Genomic DNA, 15,909 nt, shown 5'->3' with positions numbered 1-15,909 from the left:
GTGGCTGAATAGGGACTTGCGGGTCGATCGCCCCCTCGCCCCAAAAATCCCCGTCTCCCATGCTGCGTAAGACTTTACGGGTGGAAATAATCGTAAATTTGCTGCGCCAGACGCGGGCCAATCCCAGAAACTTCTGCCAACTGTTCGGTAGTCGCTAAACGGAGGTAGTCGATCGACCGAAAATGTGCCAACAATTGTTTTTGTCGGTGGTGTCCCAATCCGGGAATTTCATCAAGGCGCGATCGCTTCATTCTCTCGCTTCTTCGATCCCGGTGAAAACTCACAGCAAACCTGTGCGCCTCATCCCGCACCCGGCGCAATAATTGTACGCCCGGTTGCTCAGAATTAGTTTGCAGCGGCAAAGATTCCCCCGGCAAAAATATCTCCTCTCGCTGCTTTGCCAAACTGACAACGCGCAACTCTTCTAGCAAATTCATTTCCCGCAAAACAGCCACAACTGCTGACAGTTGACCTTTGCCGCCATCTATCATAATTAAGTCGGGTTTGTCGGAAATAGTATGAGAAACCGAGGATAAATTGCTGATTTCTGCCGAGTCTTCTAAATCGCTAAATCCATCTTCCATCTTGCCTGTTTCTTCTTCCTTCAATCCTCGGAATCGGCGACCGATAACTTCTGCTAAACTAGCAAAATCATCAGAATGACCCGATTTAATTTCAGGATTTTTAATTTTGTAATGGCGGTAGTGCTGGTTGGCGGGCAAACCGTCAATAAATACGACGCGGGAAGCTACGGCGTCAGAACCTTGAATGTGAGAAATATCGTAACCTTCAATGCGGCGAGGAACTTCTGGCAAATCGAGAATTTCTGCTAAATCTTCCATTGCTTGAGAATTGCGATCGCTCAATCTTTGCATTCTCGCCAATTCATACTCAGCATTGCGTTCCACCATCTCAATCAACTCAGCCTTAGTTTGCCGTTGCGGGGTCAAAATCGTAACTTTTCGTCCCTTACGGTTGCTCAACCAATCTGCTAATATTTCCGCTTCTGGCAATTCGTACTGCACTGAAATTTCGCTGGGAATTTCTACGGATTCGACATTTTGATAGTGTTCTTCCAACACCCGCTGCAAAATCGCTCCGGCCTCTACCCCCCCTCGTTCCCCCCCTTGCCCAGGAGGGGAGGAAAGAGAAAGTTGAGATAACTCTTGAGCCCCCTTGGCAAGGGGGGGTTGGGGAGGTATTTCCGCCATAAATCCCAATCTTCCGACCAATTGACCGGCACGAATTTGGAACAATTGGACGCAAGCGTGCTGGGTGTCGGCCGCAAGTGCGATCGCATCTCTAGAAACCGTATCGTCTGGCAAAGATACTTTTTGACCCGCACTCAAAGACTGCAAACCCTTAATTTGGTCGCGAATACGCGCCGCCGTTTCAAAGTTTAAATCTTCCGCCGCTTGTTCCATTTGTGGCGCTAACAAAGCGAGCAATTCCTCAGTTCTTCCCTGGAAAATCATCGCTACTTTTTGGATGATTTTTCGATATTCTTCCGGCGAAGTTAACCCTTGACAAACTCCAACGCAGCGCCCGATGTCGTAGTTCAAACAGGGACGGTCTTTAAACAGCGGTTGAGGGCGCTGCCGCAGCGGGAAAATTCGCTTAATTAAATGTAGCGTACTCCGCAGCGCCCCTGTATCGACGTAAGGGCCGTAATAGCGGTCTTTTGCACTACCTGCGCGGCGCTTGCGGGTGATAAAAATGCGCGGGTATTCCTCCGACCAAGTTATGCACAAATAAGGATATTTTTTATCATCTTTGAGGAGGACATTAAAGTAAGGTTGGTGCTGTTTTACGAGGTTTGCTTCTAACGCTAAAGCTTCTGCTTCGGTGTCGGTGGCGATGAATTCAATTTCGCGCACTTGCTGCACCATCATCGCGATGCGGGGACTGAGATTTTGGCTTTCGCGGAAGTAGGAACGGACGCGGTTTCGGAGTTTTTTTGATTTGCCGATGTAAAGGATGCGATCGCTCTCATCGCGCATTAAATATACACCAGGAACCGCCGGAATTTCTTTGAGGCGACTTTCTAGGCGTTCCGAGTCTTTAACTAACGGCAGAGTTTTTGTGGATGGCATTGCAAGCTATCTCAGCAAAATTGAGACTGATTGTACACTCTTTTATTTTACCTTAATTAGGTCGATTTTGACTGCTGCGACCGTCGCCAAAGCCACCGACTACACTTTAAAATCACTTACAATATCTGAGATAAAAACTTGCGGGTGCGTTCTTCTTTCGGGTTCTGAAAAAACTCTTCTGGTTGGGCTTCTTCCACTAAAACACCGCCATCCATCAACACAATGCGATCGGCAACTTCGCGCGCAAACCCAACTTCGTGAGTCACCACCACCATTGTAATTCCTGTTTGAGCCAAATTTCGCATTACATCTAACACTTCCCGCACCATCTCCGGGTCTAATGCTGATGTCGGTTCATCAAACAGCATGATTTTAGGCTGCATTGCTAGAGAACGTGCAATAGCGACGCGCTGCTGCTGTCCCCCAGACAACTGTCCGGGATATTTTTGTGCTTGTTCCAAAATTCCCACTCTTTCTAACAGTTGCATCGCCACTTCTTCGGCTTTTTTCTTCGGCCACCGGCGCACCCACACGGGCGCTAGCATGACGTTTTGCAAAACTGATAAGTGGGGAAACAGGTTAAATTGCTGAAACACCATTCCTACTTCGCGGCGAATTGTCTCGATGTTGCGTAAGTCGTGCGAAAGTTCGATTCCGTCGATCGTAATTTTACCTTGTTGGTATTCTTCTAAGGCGTTGAATGTGCGAATAAACGTCGATTTTCCCGAACCAGAGGGCCCCATCACGACAACGACTTCACCTCGGTTTACGGTCATGCTGACACCTCGCAGTACGTGAAATTGTCCGTACCATTTGTGGACGTTTTCTGCTACGATTACTTGTTCGGGGGCTGTTAGTTTAGTTTCCATAATATTTTTTTCTTTTTTAACCGCCGATGAAGGCAGATGAACGCTGATGAACGCTGATGAAAGTTGATGAGTTTTTAGCGCTGGCCTACTCCTAATGTTCGCTCTATTTTGCGGCTGGCTAGGGACATTGAGTAGCAAAATATCCAATAAATGATGCCTACGAATATGTAAACTTCGGCGTACCTGCCAATATAGGATGGATTTGCTAAAACTGCGCGGGATATTCCGATTAATTCTAACATTCCGAATAGAGACAGCAGGGATGTATCCATAAATAATCCGATGAATTGACCGCCGATCGCCGGAATGACTATTCGCAATGCTTGAGGCAGTACAATTAGAATTGTCAGCAGGGGTGTATTGAGTCCGATCGACCTAGCTGCTTCTATTTGTCCCCTGGGCACGGCCTGCAAGCCACCGCGCACGTTTTCCGCCAAGTATGCCGCACTAAATAACGTTAATCCAGCAATGGCTCTAATCACTCTATCCAATTTCGGATATTCGGGCGGCAAGAAGAGTTGCAGCATCACTTGACCTAAAAATAAAATGCCAATTAATGGTAAACCGCGAATAATTTCAATGTATAAGGTTGATAACAGTCTCACAACTGGCAAAGAACTTTGTCGGCCGAGTGCTAGCAATACTCCCAGAGGAAAGGAAAGCACAATACTAATAATTGCTAAAAACAGCGTCAATACTAAACCGCCCCAATCATTTGTTGACACTTCTGTCAAACCTAACCCGCCTTTAATTAACCACAAAACTATTGGGAAGGAAAGAACCCAGATTGCAGGCATCCAGCCCATAATTTTCGGGTTAATTTGCCTGCCGATGGCATAGCTGGCGGCGGCTGCGATAATAATTCCTAAGAGGTAGAGGCGAGAGGTTAGGTCGATCGGGGAAATGACCGCACCCACAACCGCAGCACCGAGTATAATTAGTAAAGGCGGATTCCAAAGACGTTCTTGCCGCTGAATGTTTCCCCAAGTTAATCCTCCCAACAAGGCAATTATGACCGTTACTATCCACAGCCGCCAGTAGGATTCGCTGGGAAATCGGCCGACAAAAAATAGCGGCAAGTTGGCTTCTAACACGCGCCATTGAGCTTTTGTTGTTGCCCAAACGATAATTCCTTTAATAGTTTGGAAGGCGATAATTAGGCAAACTACTGTCAGAAGGCTGTTGTACCAGGTACTAAATAAATTTTTGCGCGCCCAATTCCAGGGGGTAGGCGATTCGGTGGCTGGGGGCGGTAATATGGGGACAGTTTCCATATAGCGGTTTTCAATCCTATGACGTAGAGTAACAACCAGTTATTTTATTAACCCGCGTAGGCGAGTTTTGTTTGTGTAGACGCGATTTCCAATTACCAAGGCTAAAAAAAATCTTATTTTCGCCGATTTATCCAATCTTCTCCACCTAGTAACTGACTTAAATGCTGGGCTAACACTGCGGGTAAATCTTTGGCGGAATGGATATAAGTCAAGTTCAATAACCTCACAGCAGTTTGAATAATCAGGTTTCTATCCATCATCTCTGCAAGTTGAAATTGAGTATAAACACCATTCAATACTTCCTCCGCCGCCTCTGCGATCGCATCCTCAATCACCTCCTCCTCTATAAAACTCTCCCATTCATCAGAATTGATGTAATAAGATGTTTTATTATCTTTAATATTTGCCTTTTTAATTTCTCGGATTGAATGGCGAATCGAACTTGCCCAAGAACCCGTTAATCGCTGTTCAACTTGATTTTTAATCAAGTGAATCAGCAAAACATTTAAAAAACATTGGATTTGTCGCAAAATAGCCTGTTTGCTCATTCCATCTAACTCATCGACTATTGCCAAAGCATCCGTATACCTTCCTTCCAATATGCTAGTTCTAAGATCGATTAATTCTTGTGTCATTTGATTTACCTCAACTTTGATATTTGCCAACCAAAGATAGTTATTGGTTATCGGGTATTAATTATTAATGACACTAGCTAAAATGCCTAAAATTTTATTAACATCTCTGAGGTAATACTCTGTTAAATCTATTTCAATTACTTGGTCTTTTAATTTTAGAAATCTCCAGTTAGTCCCGCTAGTGACAGCGCCAAAAATCGCAGGAATATCGTTGCCTTCACGTTCATTAAATATTCTAGCGCCTAGCATTTCTGCTACGCACTGTCCCAATCCGCCATTGATATTTTCTTTTTTGGCTTCTACAATAATAATTACTGGTGCGGTAAGAATTAATAATTCTGGAGAACGACTAATCAGAAAATCGCAATTTCCATTTAATCCTTTTTCGGGATCGATTGTAAAGTCGATTCCTGAAAAAAAGCTAATTTCCGAATTTAACTGTTTTCTCAGTTCGATCAAAATTGGTGCAATAATCATTTCGGAGCGAGCTTTTTCAGTATTACTGCTAATAGCTAATGGCACAGTATATAGAAGGGTTTCTACTAAAAAATTACTACTTTCTAACTCTGGGATAGCAGAAAACATATTAACTGCATCTAAAAGTTTAAGTTCAAAAGTTTTAGATACTTTGGCTAAACTAAAATCACTGTATGCCATTTTCTTCTCCTTTAATCCTACCTCAAAAATTTCAAATACTCAGCAGTTACCTTTCCTTGATTTGTACGGTTTTATTGTACCAATTCATGAACAGAGAAACTATTAAACTAATTGTTAGGTATGTTACCATGATAATTAACATTGCTTCGATCGCCCGACCGGTCTGATTCAAGGTCGGAGACCCCACAACAAAATAAACGTCGGGATAAGCAACCGCAACCGCTAAACTCGAATTCTTAGCTAAGTTCAGATACTGACTGGTTAAAGGCGGCACAATCACCCGCAAAGCTTGCGGCAAAATTACCATCCGCATCATTGTTCCAGACTTCAGCCCTAAAGACTTTCCCGCTTCCCACTGGCCTCTCGATACTGACTGAATTCCGGCCCGAACAATTTCTGCAATGTAACTGCCAGTATACAAGCTGAGCCCTGTCACCAAGGCTGCGAATTCTGGAGTAAATTTTAACCCTCCTTCGAGTTGCAATGCTGGTGTCAGGCCGGGGAAATCTAGCCGAAAAGGGAGATTTTTGGTAATAATCCAAGCTAAGATTGCACTCAGCCCGATCGCACCTAGAGCCCAAAATAGCTGTCTTCCCGGCTTAGCTTCTTCCAACATCACCCGCGCCCGCCACATCCACAGCCCCGCCGCCGCCAAAACTCCGACAGTTAGCAAAATCACCCAAATCTCAAAACCCGGCAAAGCCACCGGCCAAGGTACAGCAATGCCGCGATTTGTCAAGTAAATCGGCCCCCTCATCTGCTGATTGTCTTCGAGTTTTGGCAGGGAAATGAAAACTGCAAAATACCAGAAAAATAATTGCAGCAATAACGGCGTATTTCGCAAAATTTCCACATACAAACCAGCCAAACTCCGCAGCAGCCAATTGTCGGAAAGGCGCGCAATTCCTACAGTCAAACCCGCAACTGTTGCGAAAATAATGCCGAGACCCATCACCCGCAGCGAGTTGATTAAACCGACCAAATAAGCTTGTCTGTAAGTGTTTTCGGGACTGTAAGGAATCACGCTTTCGCCGATGTCAAAAGATGCTTGGGAATTGAGAAAATCAAATCCAAATGCAATCCCCAGTTGCGAGTAATTGGCGCTGAGATTGTCCCAGAGAATCGCGATGACAGTTATTACTAAAATTAGGGCGATCGCCTGTCCGGCTATTTTCCAGAAGCGATCGTCCCGCAGCAGTTTTGATAGATCTTTAAATTTGGGCAATTTCTGCGATTTGCCCGGTTGAGGTTCTGGGTTCATAACTGTTTAATGTAGAGCGAACTATACCTAACTTTAGCCTGCCTAAAATATCTTGTAGGGTGCGCCTAACAAGCACCTTAAAAGTCGGGTAAGTGCGGAGTACCTTGCTGTCTAAAATATCTTGTTGGTTAACTGTTAACAGTCAACGGTCAACAGTTAACAGTTAACAGTCAACAGTCAACAGTCAACAGTTAACTAAACTTAGCGGAACGGCGGCGAGTAAAGCAAACCGCCATCTTTCCAGAGTCTGTTTTGACCCCGTTCTAACTTAAGTGTACTTTTGGGCCCGAGGTTGCGATCGTACATTTCCCCGTAATTCCCCACTTTCTTAACAACGCGGACAGCGTAGTCGTTCGGGAGTCCGAAACCTTTACCTAAATCTCCTTCTTTTCCTAGCAAACGTTTGACGTTCGGGTCTGTAGTGCTTGCCACAATTTGGTCTACATTTCCCGAATTAATTCCCAAATCTTCAGCTTCAATCGCCGCAAAAACGATCCATTTCACCGCGTCAGACCATTTAGGATCGCCGCTTTTCACCGCTGGGGCTAACGGTTCTTTTGACATCACGATCGGCAAAACAACATTATTCTCGGAATTCGGCAGAGTTGTCCGCTTCGAGACTAGCTGCGATCGATCGGCCGTAACACCTTGACAGCGACCTTCTTGATAAGTAGCAAAAGTAGCATTCACATCTTCAAACACGACAGGAGTGTATTTAACTCCTAATTTTCGCATTTGGTCAGATAAATTTTGTTCGGTGCTCGTACCTGTCTGCACGCAGATAGATTTGCCCGCAAAATCTTGTAAAGTTTTGATGCCGCTGTCTTTTTTGACCATGATGCTTTGAGAGTCATAAAAGATCACCGGGGCAAATTCTAGTCCGGTAGTGGTGTCGCGGCTGGCCGTGTAGGTGGTATTTCGGCTGAGAATGTCGATTTCTCCGGCCTGCAAAACTGTAAATCTATCTTTAGCGTTGAGTTTTCGGTACTCGACTTTTTCGGGATCGTCAAATATTGCCGCCGCCACAGCCCTGCACACATCCACATCCAGTCCCGAATATTTGCCTTTTTCGTCTACAAAGCTAAAACCCGGCAGTTCGCCGCTGATGCCACAAATCAGTTTGCCGCGGCTGACAATTGTATCTATCCGGCTTGAACCTTGTTGCGAGTTGCCACCTGCAGTAGTTGTTGCTGTTGTTTGTCCGGTTTGTGCCGATCGATCCCTACAAGATGCCAACGGTGCCACAAATAACACACTTGCTAGTAACAGAAATCCCCATTTACGCATAGATTTTAGTAGAACGCTTTCCTGACAATCCTACCTTGTAGCTGTCGAGAACTGTGGCGATCTGCGAACTACAAAAGCCTCCGGCTTCAAATTAGCCGTTCTGCATCCGGTGCTGCACTGCGGCAACTGCACCGACTACCCGCCTGTTTTTTTTTTGAGCAAACTGGGAGCCCAGAGTTAGAAACCCGGTTTCCGGCTGGAGGCCTCGTCGTCAAACCTAAGATTTATCCTTGAAACCCGGTTTCTTTTCTGCTCTTTCTGGCCAGCGCAAGGGCTCATCGCCTTTCCCTGGAATATTTATCCGATTTTGATTGAATGCGCTCACAGTAGCTCGGGTGCTAGCCGCTGCTCAGCTAAATCGCGGATTAGGGAAAGCCGAGACTGGATGTATTCGTCCAACACATCTGCTTCTTTGCCATTAAGCGCAGAGTTCGTTTTTAACTGCTTTAGCAGCCACTGTACCAAGGTCGCATCGTCTAAATTGACTAACACAGTAGCTTGGGTGGTCTCAATTAAGGACCAGAGTTGGCGTAACATGACTGGAGTCATAAAACCTCGTTGAGCGTAAATACGCACCTAATGGGCGGGCATAGCGAAAAGCTGGTCTTGGCGTCTCAAGCCGATCGACGAAAAGCACCCTCATGTCGATCGGCTTAATGGTTATTTTATATTTGACCACAATAACTTAATACAGTAGTGTCATAAGTTACAACACACAAGATGTTATAAGAGTTCCCAATTCCTTCACATTGAGATAAACATCTTGATAAAAGATTAAAAATCTTTACACGCGCTCGCTCGTGGGGGGCTGCCAAGAGCCGTCCGCGATCGGGCTGGAGAGTCCGGTTCAAAAGAAAATTGATTGATTACTCAGTAGGCATCAAGTTTTGAACCCCCGCCAGAATTATTTCTAATTCAGCGATGATTTTTGTAGCCCCCTCCAAATCATTTGATTCAGCCAGACTTTGAAGTTGATCAGCCATCTCGGGCATTAACCGCACCGCCGCCGTAGCGCTGACACCTTTAATTTGATGAGCGTGGCGGGCGAGTGTCTCCATATCTCCCGAGGCGATCGCCTCCTTAGCAGCTTCTAAATAACTAGCAGTATCCACCACAAAAGCTTGCAGTATTTCCCGCTCAAACTCTAAATCAGTGCCCGAAATTTCGTGCAAACGTGCCATATCCACTACCGATTCGATATCTGGCTCAGAGTTGGGAAGTTCCTCGCCATTAAACTTGGGAGTTTCAATTTTTAGCTTGACCGACCAATTTTCTAGTACCGATTTTAACTTTTCAATCGAAATAGGTTTGCTAATATAATCGTCCATGCCCGCCGCCAGACACTTTTCGCGATCGCCCTTCAAAGCATTCGCAGTCATTGCAATCACCACCGTCTTTTGATGCGGCTGCATCTTGCCAGCAGCAACATCTGCCGCTTCTAGGCGGCGCAATTGCAGCGTTGCTTCGTAACCGTCCAAAACCGGCATCTGACAGTCCATCAACACAATGTCATACTTTTTCAGAGCAACCATAGATAGCGCCTCTGCACCGTTATTGGCGACATCCGCCGCGCATCCCAAAACTCTGAGTTGATTCAGACCAACTTTTTGATTGATTGGAGTATCTTCAACTAACAAAATCTTTAAACTTGCTAAGTCCCGGTTGTCAATAGCCGAGGCTCGATTGGACGTTGGATTCGCCTGCGACTCATCAATCAGCGTACTCGGGGCGATCGCATTCGCCAAGCAATCAAATAGTCGGTGAGCTTTCACAGGTTTAGTTAAATACCCGCTAAAACCGCTATCTACCAAGCGTTTCGCCTCTGCAAGCTGAGTCATTGAAGTCAGCACCACCCACTTTGTCTGCTGCATTGCCGGCTCAGAAATTCTCAAGCGTTCGAGACTTCCCGCCACCATTTCCGGCAACTGAATATCAACCAAAACGATATCGTAAGGGGAATTAAGGCTGACAGCTTTGTACAGAGAGGCGATCGTCATCCAACCGTTCTCAACCTCCTCAACCTCCATTCCCCACACAACAGCCATTCTCACTAACACTTTTCGCACTGTCGGCTTGTCGCTAGCAATTAACATTTTTCGCCCCGCCAGCACCGTTTCCAAATTCACTTCGCACGCTGTCCCGACACCAGTTAAATTTTCCTTAACTGTCGGCACAGTAAACCAAAAAGTCGAGCCTTCGCCAGGGGTACTTTCCACACCGATTTGCCCACCCATTAACTCCACCAACTCTTTAGAAATAGCCAGCCCCAAACCTGTGCCACCATATTTTCTTGTTGTAGAGGCATCAACTTGAGTAAAAGATTGAAACAGCTTTTTTTGGTCTTCGGGAGCAATCCCAATTCCTGTATCGGTGACTTTAAACAGCAGGAGCATCGAGTCATTGTTTTCTATTTTTACCGGTTCGATCTTCTCTAAAATTTTCTGATTATCGCTGGCTGCCAATAACCCAGGATCGCTAGCATCAGCCACCTCAATTACAACTTCTCCTGCTTCTGTAAACTTAATAGCATTGTTGATCAAATTAGTGAGTATTTGCCGCAACCGCGCTGCATCACCTTTAATTTGCAGCGGCACGTCGCTGTCAATCAGTGCCACCACTTCTATACCTTTTTCTTGTGCGGGAGTTGCCAACAAATCCAGCACTTCATTCATACAGATACTTAGGTTAAATTCTAGTATTTCTAAGCGCATTTCTCCGGCTTCCAGTTTGGAGAGATCCAGAATATCGTTAATGATGGAGAGTAAATTTTGACCGCTGAGTTTCAGCGTCTGCACAAAGTCAATCTGTTCGGGAGTAAGATTCGTTTTCAGCAGCAAATCAGTCATCCCCATCACTCCATTCATGGGAGTACGGATTTCGTGACTCATATTTGCTAAAAATAACGACTTCATTCGAGACGCTTCTAGGGCGGCTTCTCGGGCTTGCTGCGCTTGTTCAAAAAGAGTAGATTGCTGAATGGCGATCGCCAACTGTACGCTCAACCTTCCTAGTAAATCCACCTCAGAATCAGTCCAAACGCGCGGACCTCTGCACTGATGGGCAATCAGCAATCCCCACAACCGATTTTGACTCGTTTCCAAACTCCTTCCATGGGAGCAAATTCTGGGAATTTTCGGCAAATATTCTGTTGCCAACTCCTGACTTTCATCGCCTATAAAAATTGGTACAACTAAATTAGCCCTGACCTGCAAACTAGCAAGTAAATCTCGGTGTTTTTCACTCAAACTGGCAGTATAAATATCTGCCATTGCTTGAATTTGTCCAGCACTATATAGAGATACATAACTTTCCCCAAAGGATGTCATTGGAACTTCTCTGCCCAGCAGTGGCATCCAATCATCCCCTACAGATTCCACAACAACAACCGCTGTTTCGTCGGACTCAAAACGATAAATTACTGTGCGGTCAGTTGCCAACAACTGCCGCACTTCTTGTACAGCAGTGCTCAGAGTTTGAGTGAGGTTGAGAGACTGCCGGACTCGCTGGGCGATCGCCGAAACAAGCCGTTCTTGTTCTGCTTGTTCCTGCAGCATTCTCTCAGCTTGCTTGCGTTCGGTGACATCGCGAATTACCGCAGCAAAGCACAGCGGTTCGGTGCTTTGAGGGTGCTTGACCAGAAAAGCATTTATCAAAACATCTATGCGTCTTCCGCTGCGCCAGTGCTGCATTTGACCTTCTCCTTGCCACTGGCCCTGGTTGCTAATTGTTGGCAAAATCTCTTGACTGAATTTCTGTTTAAAATTTGGGCCGATATACTCCCATATCTCGGTATTAAGCACTTCCGAAAGATTCTCTACACCCACCATTTTCCGTCCGGCTTCGTTGACAAAGAGCGTTTGGCCTTTTAGAGTAGCCATACCGATAAAATCGCTGCTGTTTTCAATCAGCGACACAAATTTTTGCCGTTCTTCTTCTCCTTTTTTGCGTTCGGTAATGTCGCGCTTGACGCAGACATGACAAATTACATCGTCGGCGTTGTTAATCACAGAGTATGCCGCAACGTCGATCGCCAGCGTCTGGCCTTTTTTAGTGCAGTTAGTAATTTCGCCCCGAAAACTTCCAGTTTCCGCTAAACTTTGGGCAATTGCCGAAAAGCGCTCCCCCGCAACCAGCGGCGACGCTTCTGCTTCTAATTCCGCGTCTGTGTATTCTAGAAGCGTTTGGTGAGCACGATTTTGTTCGAGGAAAAACCCGTCAGCATCGATAATCACGATCGCATCGTTGGAGTTTAAAAATATTTCTCGGTAAAGCTTTAGTTTTTCCTCAGCTCGCTTGCGTTCGGTTATGTCTCTTTTGACACTTACGTAACAAACTACATCCCCAGCATCATTGAGAACCGCAAAAGCCGAAAGCTCCACCTCAACTGTTCCCTCTTGCAAAGCCTTAATAAAGGTGATTTCGCCTCGGTAGCTCCCTGTTTCCGCCAAGCTTTGCAGTACCGACGCAAATGCCTGTTGTCCCATCTGATTTGCCGGGGTTTTTCCCCACAATTTTGAGGCACTGTAACCCAGCAAAGCCGTGTGAGCTTGATTTGTTTCTAAGTAATAGCCTTGGGGGTCTAAGATCGCGATCGCATCGTTGGATTTCAAAAAGATTTGTTGATAAAGTTGCAGCTTCAGTTCAGCTTGTTTCCGGGCGCTAATATCCGTGAACAAGCCGTAGTAAACTATCTCTCCCGATGCTTGTAATTCTGGCTGAGAAGCTCCTTGCACCCATTTAAGTTTTCCTGACGGAGTTACAATTCTTCCTTCCCACCGCCAAGGCTGCAAATTTTCAGCAGAAAGCGTCAGCGAGTTAACGAAATCATCTCGATCTTCGGGATGAATCATGTTAACAATTACATTAATATCCTGCTGAGCCTCCTCTGGTGCGATTTCATACAATTCTCGGCAGCCTGCGCTCACAAATGAGAAAGCCATTGAGCCGTCTGGATGTAAGTCAATTTGATATACCGTACCCGGTACGCTAGCAGTAATTTTTTGCAGTTTGGCTTGGCTTTCATTCCTGGCTTCATCTGTGGCCTGCAATTGACCAATCTCTCTAGAAAAACCCAAAACCCCAAATATATTACCCTCTGCATCGCATAGCGGCATTTTTTGCGTGTCAAAGATGTGCTGTTTTCCGCCTTCAAAGACGATCGCCTGGTAGGGATTGCGAACCCTCTCCCCAGCCAGCACAGCTCGATCTTCTTCGCGGATGCCCCTAATTTGGCTGTTGCGATCGCCAAATACTAATTCCGCTGAAAACCCTAATTCAATATCATCTTTGCCGATAATTTCCTCAACATTTTTTCCCCAATATTCAGCAAAACTTTGATTTACAAAAATGTATCTAAAGTTTCTATCTTTCGCAAAAACTCGGTCCGGGCCCTCCTCCATTACAGCCCGCAACAATAGTTCTTGACTTTCTGAATCCAGAGCCAAATTATTTGGAAATCTCTCCTTGGCACTGGTCGTTTGACGTGCTAAAGTTACTAACTGTTGGGCACAAATTTGAGCTACTGTGTGTAGCAAACAAAGGTGTTCCAAATTAAAAGCAGTTGCTTGCTCTGCACCAATGAAAAATACTCCCAACAATTCTTCACTGTCATCCAGGTTGGCTGGTGCCATCAAGACTGACTGAAACTGAGCAATTGGTGGCGGAGTGATGTTGTGCGCCCAGTCCCGATTGCCAGCAAGCCATTCAGCGCGAGCAGCTTGCAAGCGCCCTTCCATTTCGGCTTTGGTGCTAGCACTTAACGGCTGTAAGTGTTCCAGATATATTTGATCGTCCGGTAGCGTCAAAATTGCGATCGCCTGTGTGGGAATGAGGCGATCGAGATGTGCCAGACACGCAGACCAAATTTCCTCAACACTGAGAGCCGCTTGAACTTTTGCAGTAAGTTCGTTGAGAACTTGCAGTTCCAAGGTACGCTGGCGGACTTTTGCTTTGAGGCTGGCGGCTAGGATTTGCATAGTGCTCACCAAACTGGTTTGCTTATATTATAATTATTGATTTTTAAACTTTTTCAAACAATCATCTTAAAATACATCCGCCGAAAAAACAACTTTTTTATATTGAAATTACCTTCAACCGATAAAAAAAAAGCGTGCGATCGGGAGCAAAGCGGCACCGCAAAGCACCTGCTTGGCTCCCGCAGCGAGATTAGACGGCGAAATTATCCCATTAAAATCACGTTATCGATGACGTGGATGACGCCATTGTCTGCTTCGATATCCGCAGCGACAACTGTAGCATTTTTCACCTCAAAACCGTCAGAACAATCAATTTTAATCGGCGAACCTTCTAAGGAAGTAACAAAACCGAGTTTTGCCAAATCAGCCTTCATAAACTTCCCCGATACGACGTGAAACATCAAAATCCTGGTCAGTTGGGGAACGTTCTGCACTAGGGTGGTGATAGTTCCCGGCGGCAATTTCGCAAAAGCATCGTCAGTGGGTGCAAAGACAGTGAAAGGGCCCGGACTCTTGAGCGCATCTACTAAATTAGCTACTTGCACCGCCGTTACCAGGGTTTGAAACGAACCCGCACCTACGGCAATATCAACAATATCAGGCATTGTGTTTTACCTCATTTGCAAAAAATGTTCTCTTAAGTATCGTAAACTGAGGCTGGCAACAATACCTACTGTCTTTTTTGAAAAATTGGTAATTATTTTGTAGTGAGGACTTCAATCCTCAGATTTTTGCTGAGGACTTCAGTCCTCACTACAAACCTAATAATATAGGACTTACGCATGGGGGCCCAGAAACCGGGTTTTTTACGAAAATACTTCGTTAAAACCCGCAGATTAGGTAAAAAACCCAGTTTCGAGGAGTCGGAGTGCGTCAAGGACTGTAATAGTTATTTTACACGACATAATATTACTAACCGCTTGGCCATTTAACCGCGCGGTGCTTTTAAATTGCTACAAGACTGCTGGCGATTGTGATACCAAAACCTCTGTTTCTAAATCTGCTACTTCAGCATTTAGGTTTTCTCCCTTGTGAATGCTAAAACTGCCGTACAAAATTGAAATTTCAAAAATATCTGTAGTAATCACCGCAGGCTTGCGGTGTTCCGGCTCGCCAAATGAAATTCCGAAGAATTCAGCTTCCAGTTCGCCAACGGCCTCTTCATCGTGTACAGTCCAACTGATATCGCGACAGTCTTTGAAGGCCAGGATATAAGGCAATCTTTCTTCTGGATTGTAGACGCATTCAATTAATACTTCGTTTCCCCATGAAGATACTTTAACATTTGTGATTAAAGATGTAAAACCACCCAATCCAAGCAAGTTATAGTCCTCCTTCCAATCACTCATTTAATTTTTCTCCCCTATTGTGAGTACCTGGAATTAAATTACCAAATTCGTCTCTCGTCGGCAATAATTTACCATCTCTATCGAGACGCAAACCTTTGTTGATATTTCTTCCATCTGCTCCATATTTCGGTGCAGCCGTTCTAATCACTTCACCGTTAGGACGGATCATTACTGTTGACTTATCAAAAAATTTATATGCAACATAACCCTCTCTAGTAGTTCTGATTTCTGCACCCAATCCCTGCAAAAAATCATCTACTTCTTGGCGAGTCATCCCGGTTAAGTCTCCAAACTCAGATGCAATTCCATTTCCTGCAACTCCCTGACTCGGCACCCAAGTCTCCTCACCAACCATGGCATCTTCGAGTTTAGCACAGTTGCAGAATCGGAAAAAGGAAGTTCCGCAACGGATTCGCTTTCTGAGGATGTAACGCAATACGGTTCAGTTAAGGCTCAAATAGTGGTAAATTAGGTATGGTGTCCAAAAATGGAGAGCAAGTAAGGTGCAT

General features: G+C 45.3%; 12 protein-coding genes. All 12 read right to left on the bottom strand.

The genetic code is table 11. The annotated features are described in order from the left end of the window. Nucleotides 1–74: 74 nt before the first annotated feature. The 12 genes from uvrC to QUA47_RS24140 all read right to left on the bottom strand — a co-directional run bounded on the left by uvrC (nucleotide 75) and on the right by QUA47_RS24140 (nucleotide 15,755). Entirely contained in the window at nucleotides 75–2,093 is a 2,019-nt protein-coding gene (gene uvrC / locus QUA47_RS24195; protein WP_333432634.1) for an excinuclease ABC subunit UvrC, read from the bottom strand. A gap of 116 nt (nucleotides 2,094–2,209) precedes the next feature. Further along, the gene (locus QUA47_RS24190) at nucleotides 2,210–2,962 is read right to left on the bottom strand and encodes an amino acid ABC transporter ATP-binding protein (protein ID WP_333432633.1); all 753 of its coding nucleotides are present in this window, start codon (nucleotides 2,960–2,962) and stop codon (nucleotides 2,210–2,212) included. A 74-nt stretch (nucleotides 2,963–3,036) separates the two neighbouring features. Beyond that, complete coding sequence (locus tag QUA47_RS24185) at nucleotides 3,037–4,236, bottom strand: amino acid ABC transporter permease (protein ID WP_333432632.1); 1,200 nt, start codon at nucleotides 4,234–4,236, stop codon at nucleotides 3,037–3,039. 113 nt (nucleotides 4,237–4,349) lie between these two features. Then, nucleotides 4,350–4,871 (bottom strand): DUF29 family protein, encoded by a 522-nt coding sequence (locus QUA47_RS24180; protein WP_333432631.1) that lies wholly within the window; start codon nucleotides 4,869–4,871, stop codon nucleotides 4,350–4,352. 57 nt (nucleotides 4,872–4,928) lie between these two features. After that, nucleotides 4,929–5,528: a hypothetical protein gene (locus tag QUA47_RS24175; protein WP_333432630.1), complete on the bottom strand. Its 600-nt coding sequence runs from the start codon at nucleotides 5,526–5,528 to the stop codon at nucleotides 4,929–4,931. A gap of 46 nt (nucleotides 5,529–5,574) precedes the next feature. After that, nucleotides 5,575–6,789, bottom strand: a complete 1,215-nt coding sequence (locus QUA47_RS24170; protein ID WP_333432629.1) for an ABC transporter permease subunit — start codon at nucleotides 6,787–6,789, stop codon at nucleotides 5,575–5,577. Between the two features lie 201 nt (nucleotides 6,790–6,990). After that, nucleotides 6,991–8,076 carry an amino acid ABC transporter substrate-binding protein gene (locus QUA47_RS24165; RefSeq protein ID WP_333432628.1) on the bottom strand — a complete coding sequence of 362 codons (1,086 nt, stop codon included), beginning with the start codon at nucleotides 8,074–8,076 and terminating at the stop codon, nucleotides 6,991–6,993. A 321-nt stretch (nucleotides 8,077–8,397) separates the two neighbouring features. Next, a complete protein-coding gene (locus QUA47_RS24160) occupies nucleotides 8,398–8,625 on the bottom strand; it encodes a hypothetical protein (protein ID WP_006634222.1) in 228 nt (75 codons plus the stop codon). 317 nt (nucleotides 8,626–8,942) lie between these two features. After that, the gene (locus QUA47_RS24155; protein ID WP_333432627.1) at nucleotides 8,943–14,051 is read right to left on the bottom strand and encodes a PAS domain S-box protein; all 5,109 of its coding nucleotides are present in this window, start codon (nucleotides 14,049–14,051) and stop codon (nucleotides 8,943–8,945) included. 203 nt (nucleotides 14,052–14,254) lie between these two features. Continuing rightward, nucleotides 14,255–14,656 carry a fasciclin domain-containing protein gene (locus QUA47_RS24150; RefSeq protein ID WP_006634220.1) on the bottom strand — a complete coding sequence of 134 codons (402 nt, stop codon included), beginning with the start codon at nucleotides 14,654–14,656 and terminating at the stop codon, nucleotides 14,255–14,257. A gap of 348 nt (nucleotides 14,657–15,004) precedes the next feature. Next, the gene (locus tag QUA47_RS24145) at nucleotides 15,005–15,400 is read right to left on the bottom strand and encodes a hypothetical protein (protein ID WP_333432626.1); all 396 of its coding nucleotides are present in this window, start codon (nucleotides 15,398–15,400) and stop codon (nucleotides 15,005–15,007) included. Continuing rightward, nucleotides 15,393–15,755 (bottom strand): hypothetical protein, encoded by a 363-nt coding sequence (locus QUA47_RS24140; protein ID WP_333432625.1) that lies wholly within the window; start codon nucleotides 15,753–15,755, stop codon nucleotides 15,393–15,395. The genes QUA47_RS24145 and QUA47_RS24140 overlap by 8 nt, the downstream gene beginning before the upstream one ends. Nucleotides 15,756–15,909: the final 154 nt, after the last annotated feature.

Origin of the sequence: Microcoleus sp. MON2_D5, assembly GCF_036701905.1 — a bacterium.
Classification (GTDB): domain Bacteria; phylum Cyanobacteriota; class Cyanobacteriia; order Cyanobacteriales; family Microcoleaceae; genus Microcoleus.
Note: the sequence above shows the minus strand (reverse complement) of the source record. Positions and strands in the feature narration are given on the sequence as shown.